This is a genomic window from Pseudarthrobacter oxydans, from assembly GCF_013314975.1.
Taxonomy (GTDB): domain Bacteria; phylum Actinomycetota; class Actinomycetes; order Actinomycetales; family Micrococcaceae; genus Arthrobacter; species Arthrobacter oxydans.
On sequence record NZ_JABTYH010000011.1, the window covers coordinates 98504 to 116683 of the forward strand.

The 18180-nt window shown below is 66.5% G+C and carries 22 protein-coding genes; 13 read left to right on the top strand and 9 right to left on the bottom strand.

Annotated features, from left to right (window positions below):
* The first annotated feature begins 30 nt into the window (after positions 1–30).
* Both HTS88_RS09635 and HTS88_RS09640 read left to right on the top strand, forming a co-directional pair.
* Positions 31–1260, top strand: a complete 1230-nt coding sequence (locus HTS88_RS09635; RefSeq protein WP_066272546.1) for a pyridoxal phosphate-dependent aminotransferase — start codon at positions 31–33, stop codon at positions 1258–1260.
* Positions 1261–1458: 198 nt separating this feature from the next.
* Entirely contained in the window at positions 1459–1695 is a 237-nt protein-coding gene (locus tag HTS88_RS09640; RefSeq protein WP_066272548.1) for a hypothetical protein, read from the top strand.
* 76 nt (positions 1696–1771) lie between these two features.
* On the opposite strand, the gene HTS88_RS09645 is transcribed toward HTS88_RS09640, so the two are convergent.
* The 3 genes from HTS88_RS09645 to HTS88_RS09655 all read right to left on the bottom strand — a co-directional run bounded on the left by HTS88_RS09645 (position 1772) and on the right by HTS88_RS09655 (position 3435).
* The gene (locus tag HTS88_RS09645; protein WP_174177838.1) at positions 1772–2059 is read right to left on the bottom strand and encodes a MoaD/ThiS family protein; all 288 of its coding nucleotides are present in this window, start codon (positions 2057–2059) and stop codon (positions 1772–1774) included.
* Positions 2060–2066: 7 nt separating this feature from the next.
* A complete protein-coding gene (locus HTS88_RS09650) occupies positions 2067–3173 on the bottom strand; it encodes a WD40/YVTN/BNR-like repeat-containing protein (protein WP_174177783.1) in 1107 nt (368 codons plus the stop codon).
* 61 nt (positions 3174–3234) lie between these two features.
* On the bottom strand, positions 3235–3435 hold the full coding sequence (locus HTS88_RS09655) for a hypothetical protein (protein WP_066280037.1): 201 nt from the start codon (positions 3433–3435) through the stop codon (positions 3235–3237).
* Between the two features lie 293 nt (positions 3436–3728).
* Here HTS88_RS09655 and HTS88_RS09660 point away from each other — a divergent pair, with 293 nt between their 5' ends.
* The 6 genes from HTS88_RS09660 (at position 3729) to HTS88_RS09685 (ending at position 9115) form a co-directional block, all read left to right on the top strand.
* Positions 3729–4427: a hypothetical protein gene (locus HTS88_RS09660; RefSeq protein WP_174177785.1), complete on the top strand. Its 699-nt coding sequence runs from the start codon at positions 3729–3731 to the stop codon at positions 4425–4427.
* A gap of 148 nt (positions 4428–4575) precedes the next feature.
* Positions 4576–5322: a class F sortase gene (locus HTS88_RS09665; RefSeq protein ID WP_174177788.1), complete on the top strand. Its 747-nt coding sequence runs from the start codon at positions 4576–4578 to the stop codon at positions 5320–5322.
* A gap of 67 nt (positions 5323–5389) precedes the next feature.
* A complete protein-coding gene (locus HTS88_RS09670; protein WP_174177790.1) occupies positions 5390–5908 on the top strand; it encodes a universal stress protein in 519 nt (172 codons plus the stop codon).
* 244 nt (positions 5909–6152) lie between these two features.
* Complete coding sequence (locus HTS88_RS09675; protein WP_174177792.1) at positions 6153–6497, top strand: metal-sensitive transcriptional regulator; 345 nt, start codon at positions 6153–6155, stop codon at positions 6495–6497.
* Between the two features lie 55 nt (positions 6498–6552).
* Positions 6553–6792: a heavy-metal-associated domain-containing protein gene (locus HTS88_RS09680; protein ID WP_174177794.1), complete on the top strand. Its 240-nt coding sequence runs from the start codon at positions 6553–6555 to the stop codon at positions 6790–6792.
* A gap of 25 nt (positions 6793–6817) precedes the next feature.
* Positions 6818–9115, top strand: coding sequence for a heavy metal translocating P-type ATPase (locus HTS88_RS09685; RefSeq protein WP_174177796.1), 2298 nt, complete (start codon positions 6818–6820; stop codon positions 9113–9115).
* Positions 9116–9138: 23 nt separating this feature from the next.
* On the opposite strand, the gene HTS88_RS09690 is transcribed toward HTS88_RS09685, so the two are convergent.
* Entirely contained in the window at positions 9139–9411 is a 273-nt protein-coding gene (locus HTS88_RS09690) for a DUF2277 domain-containing protein (protein ID WP_174177798.1), read from the bottom strand.
* A 214-nt stretch (positions 9412–9625) separates the two neighbouring features.
* Here HTS88_RS09690 and HTS88_RS09695 point away from each other — a divergent pair, with 214 nt between their 5' ends.
* On the top strand, positions 9626–9889 hold the full coding sequence (locus tag HTS88_RS09695; protein ID WP_174177800.1) for a WXG100 family type VII secretion target: 264 nt from the start codon (positions 9626–9628) through the stop codon (positions 9887–9889).
* A 99-nt stretch (positions 9890–9988) separates the two neighbouring features.
* On the opposite strand, the gene HTS88_RS09700 is transcribed toward HTS88_RS09695, so the two are convergent.
* A complete protein-coding gene (locus HTS88_RS09700) occupies positions 9989–11041 on the bottom strand; it encodes an EamA family transporter (protein ID WP_174177802.1) in 1053 nt (350 codons plus the stop codon).
* Positions 11042–11112: 71 nt separating this feature from the next.
* Here HTS88_RS09700 and HTS88_RS09705 point away from each other — a divergent pair, with 71 nt between their 5' ends.
* Entirely contained in the window at positions 11113–11658 is a 546-nt protein-coding gene (locus HTS88_RS09705; RefSeq protein ID WP_174177804.1) for a CGNR zinc finger domain-containing protein, read from the top strand.
* On the opposite strand, the gene HTS88_RS09710 is transcribed toward HTS88_RS09705, so the two are convergent.
* The 3 genes from HTS88_RS09710 to HTS88_RS09720 all read right to left on the bottom strand — a co-directional run bounded on the left by HTS88_RS09710 (position 11655) and on the right by HTS88_RS09720 (position 14114).
* Positions 11655–12011: a hypothetical protein gene (locus tag HTS88_RS09710; protein WP_174177806.1), complete on the bottom strand. Its 357-nt coding sequence runs from the start codon at positions 12009–12011 to the stop codon at positions 11655–11657. The genes HTS88_RS09705 and HTS88_RS09710 overlap by 4 nt on opposite strands.
* A 104-nt stretch (positions 12012–12115) precedes the next feature.
* Complete coding sequence (locus HTS88_RS09715; protein ID WP_174177808.1) at positions 12116–12706, bottom strand: hypothetical protein; 591 nt, start codon at positions 12704–12706, stop codon at positions 12116–12118.
* A gap of 55 nt (positions 12707–12761) precedes the next feature.
* Positions 12762–14114: an MATE family efflux transporter gene (locus tag HTS88_RS09720; RefSeq protein WP_174177810.1), complete on the bottom strand. Its 1353-nt coding sequence runs from the start codon at positions 14112–14114 to the stop codon at positions 12762–12764.
* Positions 14115–14221: 107 nt separating this feature from the next.
* Here HTS88_RS09720 and HTS88_RS09725 point away from each other — a divergent pair, with 107 nt between their 5' ends.
* Together HTS88_RS09725 and HTS88_RS09730 are read left to right on the top strand one after the other, a co-directional pair.
* Entirely contained in the window at positions 14222–14656 is a 435-nt protein-coding gene (locus HTS88_RS09725) for a DoxX family protein (RefSeq protein ID WP_174177812.1), read from the top strand.
* A gap of 202 nt (positions 14657–14858) precedes the next feature.
* Entirely contained in the window at positions 14859–15830 is a 972-nt protein-coding gene (locus tag HTS88_RS09730) for an acyl-CoA thioesterase (RefSeq protein WP_174177815.1), read from the top strand.
* A gap of 27 nt (positions 15831–15857) precedes the next feature.
* Here HTS88_RS09730 and dnaB read toward each other — a convergent pair whose 3' ends face one another.
* Positions 15858–17240, bottom strand: coding sequence for a replicative DNA helicase (gene dnaB / locus HTS88_RS09735; RefSeq protein ID WP_066272593.1), 1383 nt, complete (start codon positions 17238–17240; stop codon positions 15858–15860).
* 661 nt (positions 17241–17901) lie between these two features.
* On the opposite strand from dnaB, the gene HTS88_RS09740 reads away from it, so the two are divergent.
* Complete coding sequence (locus tag HTS88_RS09740) at positions 17902–18177, top strand: hypothetical protein (RefSeq protein WP_066272598.1); 276 nt, start codon at positions 17902–17904, stop codon at positions 18175–18177.
* Positions 18178–18180: the final 3 nt, after the last annotated feature.

The window sequence follows — 18180 nt, forward strand, 5'->3', positions numbered from 1 at the left end:
CGTCGCCGTCCGGGTGTGAAAAAATCAACCATGCGCCCCATGCAGCACTCCAGCAAGCTCCAAAACGTCCGGTACGAACTCCGCGGACCCATCCTCCAGGCCGCCAAGGCCATGGAGGCGGAAGGGCACCGGATCCTCAAGATGAACCTTGGGGACACCGCGCCGTTCGGCCTGGAAACGCCGGAGTCCGTGGTGGTGGACATGATTCACCACCTGAGGGGCGCCCAGGGATACAGCGACTCGAAGGGGATCTTCTCAGCGCGGACCGCCATCTCGCAGTACTACCAGACGCGCGGCCTGATGCAGATCGGGGTGGAGGACATCTTCATCGGCAACGGCGTCAGCGAACTCATTTCCATGTGCCTGCAGGCGTTTATGGAAAACGGCGACGAGATCCTGGTGCCGGCACCGGATTACCCGCTGTGGACCGCCGCGGTCACGCTGACAGGGGGCAAGCCGGTGCACTACCTCTGCGACGAAGGGGAGAACTGGTGGCCGGACATGGCCGACGTGGAGGCCAAGATCACCAGCCGCACCAAGGGGATTGTGATCATCAACCCCAACAACCCCACGGGCGCCGTCTATCCGCGGCACATCCTGGAGCAGTTCGCGGCCTTGGCCCGGAAACACCACCTGGTCCTGTTCTCGGACGAGATCTACGAGAAGGTGCTGTATGAGGAGGCCCAGCATATCCACACCGCGGCCGTGGCCGAGGACGTCTGCTGCCTGACGTTCAGCGGGCTGTCCAAGGCGTACCGCATGCCCGGCTACCGGGCAGGCTGGGTTGCCGTCACCGGGCCACTTGCCGCCACCGCCGCCTACCGGGAAGGACTGGAACTGCTGGCCTCCCTGCGGCTGTGCCCCAACGTTCCGGCCCAGCATGCCATCCAGACCTGCCTTGGCGGCTACCAGAGCATCGACGCCCTGGTGCGGCCCGGAGGCAGGCTCCGTGAACAGCGCGATCTCGCCTACCAGCTCCTGACCGAGATACCGGGCGTGACGTGTGTCCCCGCGGCGGGCGCCATGTACCTGTTCCCCCGCCTCGATCCGGAGCTCTACCCCATCAGCAGCGACGAACAGTTTGTCCTGGACCTGCTGAAGGACCAGAAGATCCTCGTCTCGCACGGTTCCGCGTTCAACTGGCCGACGCCGGACCACTTCCGGTTCGTGATCCTTCCGTCCGTCCTGGACATCCGGGAGGCTGTGCACCGCATCTCCACCTTCCTGGCGGCATACCGCGCCAGCGTGGAACTGCCGTAGGGCCCCTTAAGGCCGCACCGCCGTCGGGCCCTGCCCGCCTGTTCTGCCGTGGTGCCCGGGAAATTCGGTTCGGGAAACAGCTCCGGCGCGAAGAACTAACCCGCGCCTAACCGCGGGGAAACGCGGGCGCAACATTGCCCCGGCACACTGGATTCTGCAGGCAAGAGCCGGCACCAGCCCCAGCCAGGAGGCCCCGCCATGAAGCAGAAAGCGACACCACATGTGACACGAGTCCGCGCCCTGGACCAGCTCCACCGCGGCGACGAGATCGAAGCCCGCCTCTCCGTGGGCCCTTCCTACGACGACGTTGTGATCCGCCGCGGAAGTGTCCAGGAAACCGCGCCCGGCATCGGCGTGGTCTGGATCCTGGACCGGCTCACCGGCCTGCGCAAAGCGATCAATACGGACGAATGCAGCGTCTGGCGGCTCGCCTGAAACTGTCGGGATCCGCGGCCCGGGTGTAGCCAGCAAGGGCTGCCCGCCGCACCGGAACCTTCGGCACCATAGCCGTTCAACCCCCGGCTACCGACTGGATGACCAGTACTTCCTGGCCTGGAGCCACCTCGGTTTCCAGGCCCTGCAACCGCCGCACCTCGTCCCCGCCGACGTACACATTCACGAAGCGCCGCAGCGCGCCGGTCTCGTCACGGAGCCGCCGGGCCAGCACTGCGAAGTCCGAGGTCACCGCATCGAGGAGCTTTCCCACCGAAACCGGCCCGTCGGCGGGCGCAGTCAGGACGGACTGCCCGCCGGCCAGCGGCTGCAGGACGCTGGGAAGCACCACCCTGATTTCCCGCACGCTGCTGTCAGGCACCTGAGATCACGGCTGCCCGGACACAGAGCACATCCGGGAGATGGGACACAACCTCCCGGAATGTCGCCCCTTCGTCCGCACTCGCGTAGACCGAGCCGCCGCGCGTCCCAAAATAGACCCCGGCCGGCTCCGCTGTGTCCACCGAGGCAGCATCGCGCAGGACGCTGTTGTATTCCCCGGCGGGCAAGCCGTTGCTGAGCCTTTTCCAAGTGGACCCGGCGTCGTCCGTGCGGTGGACGGCCAGCTCGCCGTCCGGCGGAATGCGTTCGCCGTCCGCTTTCAGGGGGATGACCCACGCCGTGCCCTCCCGGCGGGGATGGGTGAGCATCACAAAGCCGAAATCCGCCGGCAGTCCCTCCGCGATGGAGTTCCAGCTGTCCGCGTTGTCATCCGTGCGGTAGACGCCGTGGTGGTTCTGGGCGTAGAGGCGGCCGTCGACGGCGGCATCCGCTGCGATCTTGTGGACGCACTGCCCGAACTCCGGGTTGGGGTCGGGCATGAAGTAGGCCGAAATGCCGCGGTTGCGCGGCTCCCAGGAGGTGCCGCCGTCGAGCGACCGGTAGACGCCTCCCGTGCTCATGGCCACGTGCACCGTCTCCCCGGCCGGATGGACCACGATGGAGTGCGCGGCGGCACCGCCGTAGCCCGCGCCCCACTCGCTGCGGTGGGGATGGTCCCACAGCCCGCGGTTCAGTTCAAAGTGTTCACCGCCATCGGTGGATTTCCACACGGAAATGGGCTCCGCTCCCGCCCAGACGACGCCCGGACGTTCCTCCGCGTCCGGATAAATCTGCCAGATGCGCTCCAGCGCGGCACCCGTGTCCTCCGGAAACCTGACGGCGCCCTGCTCGGGCTCAGACCAGGTGGCACCCAGGTCATCGGAGTGCGCAACGGTGGGCCCCCAATGCTCACTGCGGACGCCCACCATGATCCGGGTCCGGCCCTCCCGGGTGTCTATGCCGATGCTGGGGATCTCACTCATGAGGAAGTGCGGGCCAGTGAAAGACCATTGTTGCCTGTCACTGCTGGTGGCCAGCCAGAGGCCCTTTTTGGTCCCGATCGCTAAGACAAAACTCTCTGCGGTTGCCATGCCCACCATGCAACCACCGAGCACAGCAGCCCGCAATGGTTATTTTGTGTCACCGCGGGCCTGCCGAATCCTAGTCCACGAACTCCGACTGGGTTTCGATAAAGTCCCAGTCGGCCGGGGTCAGGACGGCCGCTGGATTGTCCGGATGGGGGCCGCCCGCTTCCGCAATCCCCTGGAGCACCGGAAGGGGCAACTCCTCGGCCCGAAGGTTTTCCCGCAGCCATTCCTTGCTTGCCAGGTCCAGGTCCAGCCACCACATGTAGATTTCCATGACTTCATGCACCTTTCGTATGTTCCAACGTTAGGCCCGGGCGGATGCGCGGACAAGATACACCCGCGGGAGGCAGGTAGCCAGTGCAGGGCGACCCCGATGATGCGGGTACCCGCAAGTAACCGCATCGTCCGGTCGCCGGAAAAGACGAGTACCCCCTACTCAGGACCGCCTCCAGCCCCCACCCCTAGCCTGAAAACTCAAGCAAGCTGACCGTGTTGCTGGGGCATTCGGCGCAAGTGCTGGCCTCCTCATCATGGTCCGTTTCACCATTCAAACCTGGGGAGAAAACAATGAAACGTACCTTTGTGACTGTGGGGGTCGTGGGACTGGGCCTGCTCAGCGTTACGGCACCGGCCATGGCAGCGCCTGAAAGAGTCATCGTCTGCCACAGCGACGGAAGCAGCTGGACGCCGCTGGAATTCAACATCAACGGCCTGAATGGCCACGACCAGCACCCGCTGGACATCATTCCGCCTACCTCCGAGTCGCCCGGCAAGAACTGGACCAACGCCGGAAAACTTCTCTACGTCGAGAAGTGCGCGGCGTTGCCGCCGGGCGAAACACTGCCGGAGGAGCCGGCTGAGGAGGAGCCGGTGGTGGAAACACCGGTTGTGGAGACGCCGGTGGTGGAAACACCGGTTGTAGAGACGCCGGTGGTGGAAACACCGGTTGTTCAGACACCCGCCGGGGAGGCACCCGCGCTGACTCCTGCTGCCGAACAGTCCGTGGTGGTTCCGCCGGCAGCAGCGCCCGGTGCGGCTCCGCAGGCAGCGGCACCTGTTGCGCCTGCTCCGCGGGCAGCCGTCCAGCAGCCAACCGCTGTAACGGGGGCCACCAGCCTCGGTACCAACCAGGGGTACAACGCCCAGACCGCCGTCGGTGGTTCCGGCAGCATTCCGTCATGGCTGGCCGGGCTGGGAGCGTTGGCGGCAGCGGGAGCGGCAGTGGCTCTCCGCCGCCGGTCCCGTCCGTTCACCCCGGCCGGCTGACACAGCCACACCGCAGCCCCCGGCTCGTGGCTCGGTGAGCACGGACCGGGCCGCGGCCCTTGACAGGGAAGGCGTCCCGCCAGTGCCCGGCGGGGCGCCTTCCCTCCTCTCGTCTATTCCTCCCTTCGTCAAAATATCGAGGAGCACCATGGCCAAGGTCCCCAGCCGGCACGCAGTGGGCGCGAAGCGCGCACCGCGGCGCTGGAACCGTGGGGACCTGGCCATTCTCATGTGCGGCATCCTGGCGTTCCTGTCCATCAGCTTCGGCGCACCGCTCCTGACGCACTCAGCCCCTGGTGGCAGCGCGCAGGGGTCCATAACGGCGGCGAAGCCAACCGCCGCCGGCGTCCCGGCCACGGACCCGGCGCCCATCGCGGTTACGGGTCCAGCGGAAGGAACCGCCGCGCCTTTCGACTCCACCGCCAGTCCTGCCCCGGCCCCCCTGCTGCCCGAAGCCGCCGAGCCGCTCCGTATCCGGTACCCGTCCGCCGGCTTCGACGTCCCTGTCCACCGCCTGGACCTGGACAGCGACGCCCGGGCCAAACAGACCGTTGTGCCGCCCGAAACCAAGGACGGCTACTGGCTGGCGCCCTTCGGCACCCCCGGCCACGGTTCGGCCAACACCACCTACGTCATCGGACACAGCTGGGACGGCGCGGAGGCACCCTTCAACCACCTGAGTTCAGCGGCAGCAGTGGGTGACCGGTTTGAGGTGGACACGGCTGCCGGCACCATCGCCTACCAGGTGGACACCGTCACCACGTACCTCAAGGCCACCCTCAAGGACAGCCCCGTTTGGGAGATCGTGCCGAACCGGCTGGTCCTGATCAGCTGCTACACGGAGGACCCGTGGGGAAAAAACGTGGTTGTCACGGCCTCGCCCGCCATTCCCTGACGGCCCGAAAGGCACGCGCTCTCCACCCGCCCTATCCAAGAGCATTCAAGGAGGCTGAAAATAAGCTATGAGCCCGGAACAGATGAACAGCAACCCTCCCCTGGTGGTGGGCATCGCACCCGGACAGCACGTTGAGGTCCTGCAGACCGCCGTCTCACTCGCCGCCCGCCTGGGGACGCGGTTGCTCTGCGCCTATGTGGACGAGGCCAGCTTCCTGGTGGACTGGGACCCTGCGCGGCCCGCCCACCGGCTCTCCCTGCACCCCGACACGGACGACGCAAACATCGGTGCCGTGGCGCTGGAACTCAAGTCCGCAATCGAAGCGGCGGTGGCCGGCGTCCCGCCCGGTACTGCGGCGGCGGAATGGACCCTGCAGACCCTCGCCGGGGATCCCGCCCGCGCCCTCGCCCGGCTCGCAGCCGAAAACGACGCGCCGATGATCATCGTGGGAACCTCTGAGCGTGGCTTCTCCCATCGCCTGGCAGAAGCCCTCAGCGGGTCCGTGGGTGCCTGGCTCACGCACCACCAGAGCAGGCCTGTCCTCATAGTTCCCTACCGGATGCCTGCCCACGACGACCGGCCGTGAAACTAAAGCGAAAGTACTTATTCGGGGTGCTGGCGGACCGGACTACCAGCCAGTAAGCTGATTCAAGCAAGACGGGTTCCAGCAGGATGGAACCCGGGTATTGCCCAAAAGCTGCTCCGGAGTGCGTATCCCCCAATAACGCACTCCGGAGCTTTTTTGTGCCCGGGTTGGGAAGACGCCCCGAGTACTATATACCCCCCAGGGGTACTTGTGGGTATACCCCAAGGGGGTATATGGTGTGGTCATGAGCGGAATCGAAGAAGCAGTCAGCGGACACACTGCGGACCTGCAGCCGCCGCACGGCTATACGGGCAACAAGGAGGCCTACCTCCGCCGGCTCAAGCGCATCGAGGGCCAGGTCCGCGGGATCGCGCGCATGGTGGATGAGGACAAGTACTGCATTGACATCCTCACCCAGGTTGCGGCCGTCACCAAGGCCCTGCACGCCGTCAGCCTTGGCCTGGTGGAAGAGCACATCGGCCACTGCGTAGTGGGCGCGGCTTCCGAACCGGACCCGGCAGCCCGTGCCGACGCTATCGACGCCAAGGTCAAGGAAGCCGCCGACGCCATCGGCCGGCTGCTCCGCTGACAAAGAACCTACCCAACAAGCGCCGGTTACCGCCGGCAAACCTGAAGGAGCAGCCATGAGCACCACCTCCCCCACCACCACACGGGTCAGCGTCTCGGGAATGACCTGCGGCCACTGCGTTTCGGCGGTCAGCGAAGAACTCGAAGCGCTGGCCGGCGTCGAAGAGGTGTCGGTGGAACTGAACGCCGGAGGCATCTCCACAGTGACCATCACCTCCAGCTCGGAGCTGTCCCCTTCAGAGATCGGGGAAGCGGTCGCCGAAGCCGGCTACCTCGTCGTCGCCAACGAAGCCTAAGAACGCCACTGAAGCAGGGAACCCCATGAGCAACCAGGAACTCCTCCGCCGGCCCGCCACCCGGGTGGTGGAACTCGACATCGAGGGCATGACCTGCGCCTCCTGCGTCAACCGGGTGGAGAAGAAACTTGGCAAGCTCGACGGCGTGCAGGCCTCGGTCAACCTGCCCCTGGAATCAGCCCACGTGACGGTTCCGGCAGGCATCACTGACGAGCAGATCACGGCAACAGTGGAAGCCGCGGGGTACAAGGCAACCGTCCGCCAGCCACTCAAGCAGGGCCAAGGCCCTGCAGGTGAAACCGGGGACCTGCCCGCAGCGAAGCTTCGCCCCCGCCTGATCCTTGCCGCGGTTCTGACAGTCCCCGTTTTCGTCATCTCGATGGTGCCGGCAGCCCAGTTCCCGCACTGGGGCTGGGTGGCAGCCCTCCTGGCCCTGCCTGTGGTGACGTGGGCAGCGTGGCCGTTCCACCGGGCCGCGGCGGTCAACGCCCGCCACCTCGCGTCCACCATGGACACGCTGGTGTCCATCGGTGTGACGGCGGCGTACCTGTTCTCCGCGTGGCAGCTGTTTGCGGATCCCCGCATGACTGAACATCCGGGGATGGAAGGCATGGAAACCGGCGGCCTCTACTTTGAGGTGGCCGCCGTCGTCACCACGTTCCTGCTCCTGGGCCGCTTCCTTGAGGCCAATGCCAAGCAAAAGGCCGGCGATGCCCTGCATGCACTCCTGAACCTGGGCGCCAAGGATGCCACCGTCCTCCGTGACGGCAAGGAACAGCGCATCCGGGCCGACCTCCTGCAGGTGGATGATGTCCTGGTGGTCCGCCCCGGCGAAAAGATCGCCACCGACGGCGTGGTGACGGATGGGGACTCGGCCGTGGACGCTTCACTGGTGACCGGCGAATCGGTGCCCGTGGAGGTAGGCCCGGGAAGCCGTGTCACGGGCGCCACCATCAACACCTCGGGCCGCCTGCTGGTGCGTGCAACCCGCGTTGGCTCCGAGACGACCCTTGCCCAAATGGCACGGCTCGTGTCGCAGGCGCAGACCGGCAAGGCACCCATCGCCCGCCTCGCTGACCGCATCAGTTCAGTCTTTGTTCCGGTGGTCCTGGCCATTGCCGCGCTCACGTTCGTCCTCTGGCTCCTCTTCACGGGACCGGACGTGGGCAGCGACGACCTCCGCTCGGCGTTCACCGCCGCCGTCGCCGTCCTGGTGATTGCCTGCCCGTGCGCGCTGGGCCTCGCCACCCCGGTTGGCCTGCTGACGGGAACGGGGCGCGGCGCCCAGCTGGGCATCCTCATCAAAGGGCCGCAGGTTCTGGAGGACACCCGCACCGTTGACACCATTTTGCTGGACAAGACCGGGACCGTGACCACCGGCGTTCTCGCCGTGGACGCGACGGTTGCCTTCGGGAACTTCGGGGAAGGCGAGGTGCTGCGCGTGGCGGGGGCCGTGGAGGCAGCGTCTGAGCACCCGGTGGCCAGGGCCATCACTGCCGCGGCCCGTGCGGATACCACGGGATTGCCCACAGCGGACGACGACGGCACCCTCCCTGCCGTGGAAGGCTTCCGTTCCGCGCCCGGCGGCGGCGTTACCGGCACCGTCGAGGGCAGGGTGGTCCTGGCGGGCCGGACAGGCTGGCTGGAGCAGAACAACATCACCATCCCGCAGGAGCAGCAGGCCTCACTGGCAGCTGCGGAAGCCTCCGGCGCCACCGCTATCTGGGTTGCCGTGGACGGCCTTGTTGCCGGCATCATCAGCCTCCGGGACACCCTCAAGGACGGTTCCGCCGCCGCCATTGCGCACCTGAAGCGGCTGGGCCTGCGCCCCATCCTGCTCACCGGTGACAACGCGGCCGTTGCAGCCCAGGTGGCGGCCGCCGTCGGCATAGCCAAGGAAGACGTCTACGCGGGGGTCCTGCCCGAAGGGAAAGTGGAGGCGGTGCGCAGGCTCCAGGCCGGCGGTGCCACCGTGGCCATGGCCGGAGACGGCGTGAATGACGCTGCCGCACTGGCCCAGGCTGACCTGGGCATTGCGATGGGTTCCGGCACGGACGTGGCCATCGAAGCCGCGGACCTGACGGTGATGGGCAATAACCTTGCCCAGGTGGCGCAGGCAATCGAACTCTCTCGCAGGACCCTGGCCACCATCAAGACCAACCTCTTCTGGGCATTCTTCTACAACGCCGTGGGCATCCCGGTGGCTGCCCTGGGCCTGCTCAACCCGATGATCGCCGGGGCCGCCATGGCCGCCAGCTCGGTCCTGGTGGTGGCCAACTCGCTGCGCCTGCGGAGCTTCGGCAAGCAGCCGCCGGCCAGCTAGACCGCGCGACGCGGCCTTTGCGCTCAGGCGGCGCCGTAACGTACGGCTGCCCGCGCCCTGGCCTTGGCTGCCTCGGCTTCCCGGTCCTTGGGCGGAGCCTGCGAAACCAGGGCGTCCAAGAGGTGCTGGGTGATGTGGGCGATCTCGTGGACGGCCTCATCAAAGGCTTCCTGGTTGGCCTTGGACGGCTTGGTGCTGCCGCTGATCTTGCGCACGTACTGCAGTGCGGCGGCGTGCACTTCCTCCGAGGTGGCGTGCGGTTCGAAGTTGTGGAGGGTTCGGATATTCCGGCACATACAGCCATGCTAGGCTCTGGAACGCCTGGGATCGACCCCCTTCGGAGCGGTTCGCGCAAGCACCGGCCATGGGGAGTCCGGCATGGGCAGGGCTGCCCATCGACGCTGCCTCAGCGGCCGGGGTAGGTTTTAGGCAATGGATCTTCCGGATGAGCCGGGGGGCCGAGGGGGATGCCGACCTGGTTCGGGTCCACGATTCTATGAGGAGAAACTGATGGCTATTTGGGGTGCAGACGTTCAGCAGCTTCGTCAGCTGGGCAGCAAGCTTCAGGCAGGTGCAACCGAGATCGACAACCAGAAGTCCAATCTCAACAGCCTTCTGCAGAGCACCAACTGGAAGGGCCCGGACGCGGAAAAGTTCCGCGACGAATGGTCCGGTACCCACACCACCATGCTGACCAAGGTTGCCGACGCGCTCAGGGAAGCCGGCACCAAGGCCAAGCGCAACGCCGAACAGCAGGAGCAGGCCTCCAACTAGTCCCTGCGCACTGCGCACGGTCCGTCAGTCGGGTCCGGACACCCAGGGGGTGTCCGGACCCGGCGCGTTTAAGGTCCTGTCCGCCCGGTGCCGTACACGCTAAGGGACGGGTTCGACGTCGTTCGCGTGTTCCAGCGGCGACGCTGCCCTGGGCAGTTCCTGGCCGGGCGGCTCCTCCCCGCGTGTTGCGCGGCCGGCAGCCGGACCCCGCAGCTCATCGAGCCGGACCAGGACTACACCCCCAACGATCAGGACGCCGCCCAGGAGCTGGATGGCCCCGGGCAGTTCGCCGAGCAGCAGCCACGCCCACACGACGGCGAAGAGGACCTCGGTCAGCGACACGAACGACGCCACCTTGGAGCCCAGCGCCCGTGCGGCCATGATGCCGGAGACGTAGGCCAGCACTGTCGCCAGGACCACAAGCCCCGCCAGTGACACCCACCAGGGCGTGATCCAGGGTCCCAGCCTGGTGTCGGCCGTGCTGAATGCCATGGGCAGCAGGCCGGTGGCAGCCGCAAGCCACATCACGGCGGCACCGACAAACAGCCCGCCCGAGGCCAGCACGATGGGCGGGAGTGTGTCATTCTCCTTTGCGGTGATGAAGAAGTAGATGGCAAGGCACACGGCGGCGGCCATGCCCCAGAGGACGCCAACAACATCGATCTTGACGGCGCCGGTCAGGTCCAGGACCAGGACCAGGCCGGCGAGGGACAGCAGCGTCCCGCCAAAGGTCAGCAGCCGCGGCCGCTTCCGGCTGGCGGCCCACAGCCAGAGCACAATGATCACCGGGGCAAGGTATTCGAGGAGCAGCGCCACGCCTACCGACAGCCTCGCGACTGCGTTGAAGTAGAAAAGCTGGCAGGCTGCGACGCCGATCAGCCCGAACAGCGCGATGGTCACCCAGTTGCCCGGCAGTTGATGCCAGCGGCCCCTCAGTGCGGGGATGGCGGGCACGGCGAGGATCAGGGCTGCGCCGGTGAGCCGCGCCGTAACAGCCGCCCCCGGAGTCCATCCCGATTCCAGGAGTGCCTTGGCGAAGGACCCGGAAAGGCCGAAGACCGCGGAGGAGAAGAGTGCGATGCCCAGGCCGGAGGCGAGGAAGCCGCGCCTGGCCACGGGCAGACGGTCGGGCGCGCGGCGTGCAGCGGACATTGGTCGCCTCCTGTCAGGAGTAAAATGGGTTATGGTCATGACAGTACGGGACGGCGCTGTAAGGAGTCAAGATGGTTTTTGCCCCTGACACTGAGGTGGCACTGCGGACCGTGGTGAACCTGGTCAATTCAGCTGCGAACGGGAGCGAGGGCCTTGCCACCCAAGCGGACCTGGACCGCTTCCTGGCAGCCGAGGGCTTCAGTGGGTCCCGCACCCGGGACGGGGATGAGCTGGAAAGCGTCCACCGACTGCGCCACGAGCTTTCCGAGCTGTGGACGGCAGATGAAGATGCCGCGGTGGAGACGGTAAACCGCCTCTTGCGGGAGGCACGCGCCTTGCCCCAGCTGGTCAAGCACGACGACTGGGACTGGCACCTGCACGCCACCACGCCGGAGGCTCCGCTGGTGTACAGGATGAGCACCGAGGCCGCAATGGCCCTGGCGGACGTCATCCGCGGCAAGGAGATGGACCGGATGCGGACCTGCGAGGCGGAGGATTGTGATGCTGCCGTCCTCGACCTCAGCCGGAACAGGTCGAAGCGCTACTGCGATACCGGCAACTGCGCCAACCGCGCGCACGTCGCCGCCTACCGGGCGCGGCAGGCGGCCACCGGCTAGTGGCTGCCCCGGGTGTCCGTGCCGTCGGCCGGCGGGTCCTGCGGGCCCGGAGCTGCGCCGAAGCCGTGGGACGGCTTCCGGGCTGAACTGAGGTTCACGCCGGAGCCTTTGCCCAGATGCTCCGCATTCTCCTTGTGGCTCATGGCGAGCATCGCCGCCACCACCAGCGTGACGATGAATGCGATGCCGGCCGCAGTGAAGGCCAGGTCAAAGCGGGGGGCACGGGCGCTGCCGCCGGAAGCGAAGATGACAACGGCAAGGAAAGCGATCACGGCCCAGAACGCGGAGAACATCAGCGGGCCCCTCACCGAGGTCCGCAGCCTGCGCGGTTTTCCTGGATGCTGGTCTGCCACGGTGGTTCCTCCCTGCAGGCGGCACGCCGGCCGGCCTGGTTTAAGTGTTGCGGTGGTTTGCCCGGCAATTTTTTCTACAAGAAGTAGAACCGCGCTTTCCTAGTTTACGGGTTACCGGCGGCGCTGCGGGCATCGTGCCGGAGGGTCAGGCCTGACAGGACCCACAGGACACCCGAAATGATGGCTCCTCCGCCGGCCACTCCCAGCAGCGCGTGGGCGCCCAGCCCGATAAAGAACGGCAGGAGGGCTGCGGTGCCGAGGCCAATAATTCCTGAAGTGATCCAGTCGCGGGCCAGGACATGGCGGCCGCGGAGCGTCAGCCCGATGGCCAGCTCAAGCGCTCCAGCCAGGCCCAGGCCGACGGCAGCGACCACGCCAAACAGCAGGTCCCCATGCATCAGCACCAGGGAAAATCCCGCGCCGGCCATCACCGCACCCGCGGCCGCGAGCATCTTGCCCGGCGCGGCTCCCTGGGGCAGCCCGGCGGCGGGAACAGTACGGAGCAGCAGCACGCCGGTGGCCAGAAGGTACAGCCCTCCGGCCCATCCCATGACCTCGATGGAGGGCGCCGCCCAAAAGATGGTGAGGGCACCGAACACCAGGGCGGCCGCCGAGCGGAGCAGGACCGGCTGCCAAAGGCCGGGCCTGGCGTCGGTTCCGGAAGTGGTGCCTGCGGGTGTCCTTGGTTGCGTCACCGGTCCAGTTTAGTGGCGGCGCGCCACCGGCCGAACTTTGGGGATCCCGGGGCACTCATGCGGACCCGAGCACCATCCAGCGGTCCGACCGGGCACGCAGGCCGAGCGTCACGGCGCGGGCCGCCATGTAGCCGAGGGCAAAGGCGGCCCACAGCCAGGCCAGGCCCGCGCCGCCCCCGGCTCCCAGCAATGCAACGGCCGCAAGCATCGGCACGTAGGCGGCGAGATTCATGACGCCGGCCAGGGCAAGGTACCTGGCGTCCCCGGCACCGATCAGCACCCCGTCCAGAACGAAGACATAGCCGGCGAGGGGCTGGCCCGCGGCGAGGACCCACAGGGCGAGGGCCAGTGCCGACCTCACCTGGGGATCGGAGGTGAAGAGGGCACCGGCCCACGGGGCCGCCACCGCCAGAAGAAGTCCCGTCACTGCGCCAAAGCCAAGGCCCCAACGGACCATGGTTCCGGTGAGGAGCCGTGCCTTGCCGGCATTCGAGGCCCCCAGCTCCTTGCCGATCAGTGCCTGGGCGGCAATGGCCAGCGCATCCAGGGCAAACGCCAGGAAGGAAAATATGGTCATTGCCAGCTGGTGGGCGGCAAGGTTGACAGCGCCCTGCGAGGTAACCACAACCACCGTTGCCAGGATGGCGATCCTGAGGCTCAGGGTGCGCAGCATCAGCCAGGATCCCACGCGCGCCATGCTGCGGATGCCCCGCCAGCTGGGCAGCAGGCCCACCCCGCTGCGTACGGCATTCCGTCGGACGATGAGAAGGTAGACACCGGCCATGGCCCACTGCGCCACGCTGGTACCCACCGCCGAGCCGGTCACGGACCATCCCAGCCCGTACACAAGCCACAGGTTCAGCACGATGTTCAGGGCGAACCCGGCAGTGGCCACCACCAGCGGCGTCCGGGTGTCCTGCAGTCCGCGGAGGAGGCCCGTGCCGGCAAAGATGAGCAGCATTGCCACCAGCCCCGGCATGGACCAGCGCAGGTAATCGACGGCGAAGGCGCGCACCTCGCCGTCCGCCCCCAGGAGTCCGACCAGCGGATCCGCCGCCAGGAAGCCGGCCACGGCGAGGACCACGCCGAGCAGCAGCGCCAGCCACACGCCGTCGCGCCCGGCCGCCAGGGCTTTCCCCAGCTGGCCGTCGCCGATGGCACGCGCCACGGCGGGAGTGGTCGAGTAGGCCAGGAAAACCATCAGGCCCACTGCGGTATGCAGCACCGCCGATGCCAGTCCGACCCCGGCCAGCTGCGCCACTCCAAGGTGGCCAATGATGGCGGAATCGGCAAGCAGGAACAGGGGTTCCGCCACCAGCGCGCCGAACGCCGGAACAGCCAGCCGAAGGATGTCGCGGGCCTGCCCCTTGCGCGGCGCAGCGGTGGCGGAGGCAGGCAGGTAAGGCACGCTGCCAGCCTAATCGGCCAGCCGCAGGCAGTCAGACTTGCATGACAAGGAACACATTATGACGTAAATAGTTGACTCTTCAACTATTTACGTCGGACACTGGAACCATGAATCAGTCACGACTCACCACTACCGCCATCACTGCCCTCCGGATTGTCCTGGGCTTCCTTTTTGCAGCCCACGGGTGGCAGAAGTTCAACGAATGGACCATCGCAGGAACGCAGGCCTCGTTCGCCAAGATGGGCGTTCCGGCAGCGGAAATTGCCGCACCGGCCGTTGCCGTCCTGGAGTTTGCAGGCGGCATTGCCCTGGTCCTGGGCATCCTCACCCGCGTGGTGGCCGCCCTGCTGGCCCTGAACATGCTTGGCGCCCTCTTCCTGGTTCACGCCCCGGCCGGCGTTTTTGCCGCCAACGGCGGGTACGAGCTGGTGCTGCTCCTCGCAGCTGGAGCTTTTGCCCTGGCCCTTACCGGCGCCGGCCGCGCCTCAGTGGACCGCGCCCTCTTCGGCCGCAGCAACGCAAGGCTTGCCGTCCTGGCCTGACCCACCACCTCCGGCTCGGATCCGGAAAGGCGCGACGGCGGATGGGCACCTCGGTGCGCGTCCGCCGTCGGCCGTTAACCCGCCACCAGGCCCCGCAACCGCCCCGGTCACCTGCGACACCCGGGTGTGGCTGATGCTGCCTCAACAGCCTTGCGGGAGTCACCGACCGGTGGGTAACACCGGCCGTCAGTATGATCACAGCATGACCGAGACGCCTGCCTCCAACTCAGTGACACTCCGCTTTCTGGCCGCTCCCACGGATGTGGGCCACAGCGGCTCCGTGGACGCCGGAACTGTCCTGGAGTGGGTGGACAAGGCAGCCTATGCCGCAGCCGTGGGGTGGGCGAAGTCCTACTGTGTCACCGCCTACGTGGGAAACATCCACTTCGCCGATCCCGTCAACAGCGGCGACATGGTGGAGGTCGAGGCCACCATCGTCTACACCGGACGGTCGTCGATGCACATCCGCACCGTAGTTTCCTCCGGGGATCCCAAGGGCGGTCCGGCCACCATGCGAAGCCAGTGCATGGTGATCTTCGTTGCTGTGGGCGAGGACGGAAAACCGATCCCGGTACAGCAGTTCCAACCCGTCACCGCCCAAGAGATCGAACAGCGGGACCACGCCCTGGCACGCATCAAGGTGCGTGAACAGATCGTCGAAGCCATGAACCGTCAGGAATATACGGATGCGGGAACGGCCGAACGGGTGACCTTACGGTTCATGGCCGCACCCACCGACGTGAACTGGGGCGGCAAGGTCCACGGCGGGATCGTCATGAAGTGGATCGACGAGGCCGCCTACGTGTGCGCCTCCCGGTACTGCGGCATGGACACCGTGGCGGTCTTCTCCGGCGGCGTCCGGTTCTACCGTCCGCTGCTGATTGGCCACGTGGTGGAGGTGGAGGCGCGGCTCGTCTACACCGGCACCAAGGGTATGCACATTGCCGTACATGTCCGTTCAGGCGATCCCAAGAGCCGCGAGAGGAACCTCACCACGTACTGCCTGACGGTGATGGTGGCGCGCGACGCGGACGGCAACTCCGTCCCCGTACCCCCCTGGGTGCCGGCCAGCGAAGAGGACAAGAGACTGCACGCCCATGCCCGCGAACTGCTGGAAATCCGGGGAACTGCACCGGGAAACCGGCTGCCCAACCACCTGCTGGCCCAAGGCTAGGCCCGGGGCACCAGGCGGAGGATGATCCTAGAAGCCCCCGCCGCCGGCGTCGGCTGCCATGTTGGCGAACCGGGAGTAGTGGCCCTGGAAGGCAACCACGATGTCCTTGGTGGGGCCGTTACGGTGCTTGGCCACAAGGATGTCAGCTTCCCCGGCGCGGGGGGATTCCTTGTCGTAGACGTCCTCACGGTGAAGCAGGATCACCATGTCGGCGTCCTGCTCGATGGAACCCGATTCGCGGAGGTCGGAGACCATGGGCCGCTTGTCCTGGCGCTGCTCAGAGCCACGGTTGAGCTGTGACAGCGCGATCACGGGGACCTGGAGCTCCTTGGCCAGGAGCTTCAGTGCACGTGAGAACTCGGAGACCTCCTGCTGGCGGGACTCGACCTTCTTGCCGGAGCTCATCAGCTGCAGGTAGTCGAGGATCACCAGTTTGAGATCGTGCTGCTGCTTCAGGCGCCGGCACTTTGCCCGGATCTCCATCAGCGACATGTTGGGGCTGTCATCGATGAAGAGCGGGGCATCATTCATCCGGCCCATGGTGGTGGCGATCTTGGACCACTGCTCGTCCTTGATGGTGCCCTTGCGAAGGTCCTGCAGCCCGATGGTGGCCTCGGCGGACAGGAGGCGCATGGCGATCTCGTTCCGGCCCATTTCGAGCGAGAACATCACGGTGGCCAGGTTGTTCTTGATGGCTGCCGAGCGGGCGAAGTCCAGCGCGAAGGTGGATTTACCCACAGCCGGGCGGGCCGCAATCACAATCATCTGGCCTGGGTGCAGGCCGTGGGTGAGCTCATCGAGTTCGTAGAAGCCCGTGGGCACGCCGGTCATGCCCTCCCCGCGGTGGCCGGAGGCTTCAATCTCGTCCACCGTGGACTCCATAACGTCCTTCAGGACGACGTAGTCCTCGGCAGTGCGGCGCTCTGCCACCGCATACACCTCGGCCTGGGCCTGGTTCACCAGGTCCTCCACCTCGCCGTCGGAGCCGTAACCCAGCTGGACGATCTTGGTGCCGGCGTTCACGAGCCGCCGGAGCACGGCCCGTTCAGCAACGATCTCGGCGTAGTATCCGGCGTTGGCAGCCGTGGGCACGGTTTGGATCAGCTCGTGCAGGTAGGCAGGGCCGCCGATCCTGTTGATCTCTGCGCGCTTGGTGAGCTCATCGGAGACGGTCACGGCGTCCGCGGGCTCACCGCGGCCATAGAGGTCGATGATGGCCTCGTAAATGGTTTCGTGCGCCGGGCGGTAGAAGTCCTGGCCGCGAAGAATTTCCACGACGTCGGCGATGGCATCCTTGGACAGCATCATGCCGCCCAGCACGGACTGCTCGGCGGGGATGTCCTGCGGCGGCTTGCGGCTGGCTTCAGATCCGCGGGTCGTCTCTACCGGATCCAGGTGCGCGATTGACAAAGCTGCCGTCCTCCATGTGAGCCGGGGCCTTGGTGGCACCGGTGGTTAACCGTCCTGCTGGGGCGTTGCCCGAAAGCCGGGATCCGCTACCCGTCCAGGTGTACCAGCGGGGTCTGACACTTGCTGGGCATCCAGCCCTGCCGCCGCGGATTTCGAGAGTTATCCCCATATCCACAGGTTTTCCACAATGGGCTTCTTCTTTGGGCTCCAGAGGTTCTACGGCTGCTGTTGTCGGCATCCATCCGGAACCACAGGAGCCCTGAAAAACAGGTACCCCGCTACGCTAGTCCCCCGTGCCGCAGGGGCAAAGTCAACAGCCGCCAGCCCCTGTGGAAAACCTGTGCACTAACGGCCATAGCTTGTGCACAGCCTGTGGGAAAGGCTGTGGACAGGAAAAAAGTTTTGCTGCCTCAGCGTCCCTGACCTGCGGAAACACCGCCGCTGGCATGTGGAGCAAATATTTCTTCCGGGTAATTTCATCCACAGCCCGTGGCGCGGCCAGTCAAGGAAAACCGCTCCTCCCGGGTCCGTGATGTACTTCATGCCCGGCCGCAGCCGGCAGGTGCCACCTGCGTCCCCGCGTGACGGCTCAGTGAACCGTGCAGTATGCGCAGAGGTGAATACTGCTGTGGATAAACCGGATCTGGCATAAGCTCTATACATGGGCGAACTACTGCTGGTACTGCTGCCGGCGATTGTGTTGGTGGCGCTCATTTGGGGTCTTGCCACGGCCCTCAGTCCGCGGGACACGGGCTTGTCCGATGCCGAGAAATACCAGCGTGACCTGGCCGAGCGGTCAGCGCAGCACTATGCTGCCCAGGTCCAGGCCGCCACGGCGGCCCGGGCACGCCTGGAGTCCATCACGCGGCCAAGCCAAAATACCCAGGCGATGCATTCAGATCTGGCCCCTGCCAGGAAGTACACAGAACGGCGTTAGAAA

Excerpts from the sequence above, each read along its gene's own strand:
- HTS88_RS09730 (WP_174177815.1), top strand. The coding sequence starts at position 14,859 with ATGACCGAGACGCCTGCCTCCAACTCAGTGACACTCCGCTTTCTGGCC.
- HTS88_RS09680 (WP_174177794.1), top strand. The coding sequence starts at position 6,553 with ATGAGCACCACCTCCCCCACCACCACACGGGTCAGCGTCTCGGGAATG.
- HTS88_RS09675 (WP_174177792.1), top strand. The coding sequence starts at position 6,153 with ATGAGCGGAATCGAAGAAGCAGTCAGCGGACACACTGCGGACCTGCAG.
- HTS88_RS09635 (WP_066272546.1), top strand. The coding sequence starts at position 31 with ATGCGCCCCATGCAGCACTCCAGCAAGCTCCAAAACGTCCGGTACGAA.
- HTS88_RS09700 (WP_174177802.1), bottom strand. The coding sequence starts at position 11,041 with ATGTCCGCTGCACGCCGCGCGCCCGACCGTCTGCCCGTGGCCAGGCGC.
- HTS88_RS09695 (WP_174177800.1), top strand. The coding sequence starts at position 9,626 with ATGGCTATTTGGGGTGCAGACGTTCAGCAGCTTCGTCAGCTGGGCAGC.
- HTS88_RS09670 (WP_174177790.1), top strand. The coding sequence starts at position 5,390 with ATGAGCCCGGAACAGATGAACAGCAACCCTCCCCTGGTGGTGGGCATC.
- HTS88_RS09690 (WP_174177798.1), bottom strand. The coding sequence starts at position 9,411 with ATGTGCCGGAATATCCGAACCCTCCACAACTTCGAACCGCACGCCACC.
- HTS88_RS09740 (WP_066272598.1), top strand. The coding sequence starts at position 17,902 with ATGGGCGAACTACTGCTGGTACTGCTGCCGGCGATTGTGTTGGTGGCG.
- HTS88_RS09705 (WP_174177804.1), top strand. The coding sequence starts at position 11,113 with ATGGTTTTTGCCCCTGACACTGAGGTGGCACTGCGGACCGTGGTGAAC.
- HTS88_RS09685 (WP_174177796.1), top strand. The coding sequence starts at position 6,818 with ATGAGCAACCAGGAACTCCTCCGCCGGCCCGCCACCCGGGTGGTGGAA.
- HTS88_RS09650 (WP_174177783.1), bottom strand. The coding sequence starts at position 3,173 with ATGGTGGGCATGGCAACCGCAGAGAGTTTTGTCTTAGCGATCGGGACC.
- HTS88_RS09665 (WP_174177788.1), top strand. The coding sequence starts at position 4,576 with ATGGCCAAGGTCCCCAGCCGGCACGCAGTGGGCGCGAAGCGCGCACCG.
- HTS88_RS09725 (WP_174177812.1), top strand. The coding sequence starts at position 14,222 with ATGAATCAGTCACGACTCACCACTACCGCCATCACTGCCCTCCGGATT.
- HTS88_RS09660 (WP_174177785.1), top strand. The coding sequence starts at position 3,729 with ATGAAACGTACCTTTGTGACTGTGGGGGTCGTGGGACTGGGCCTGCTC.
- HTS88_RS09655 (WP_066280037.1), bottom strand. The coding sequence starts at position 3,435 with ATGGAAATCTACATGTGGTGGCTGGACCTGGACCTGGCAAGCAAGGAA.
- HTS88_RS09640 (WP_066272548.1), top strand. The coding sequence starts at position 1,459 with ATGAAGCAGAAAGCGACACCACATGTGACACGAGTCCGCGCCCTGGAC.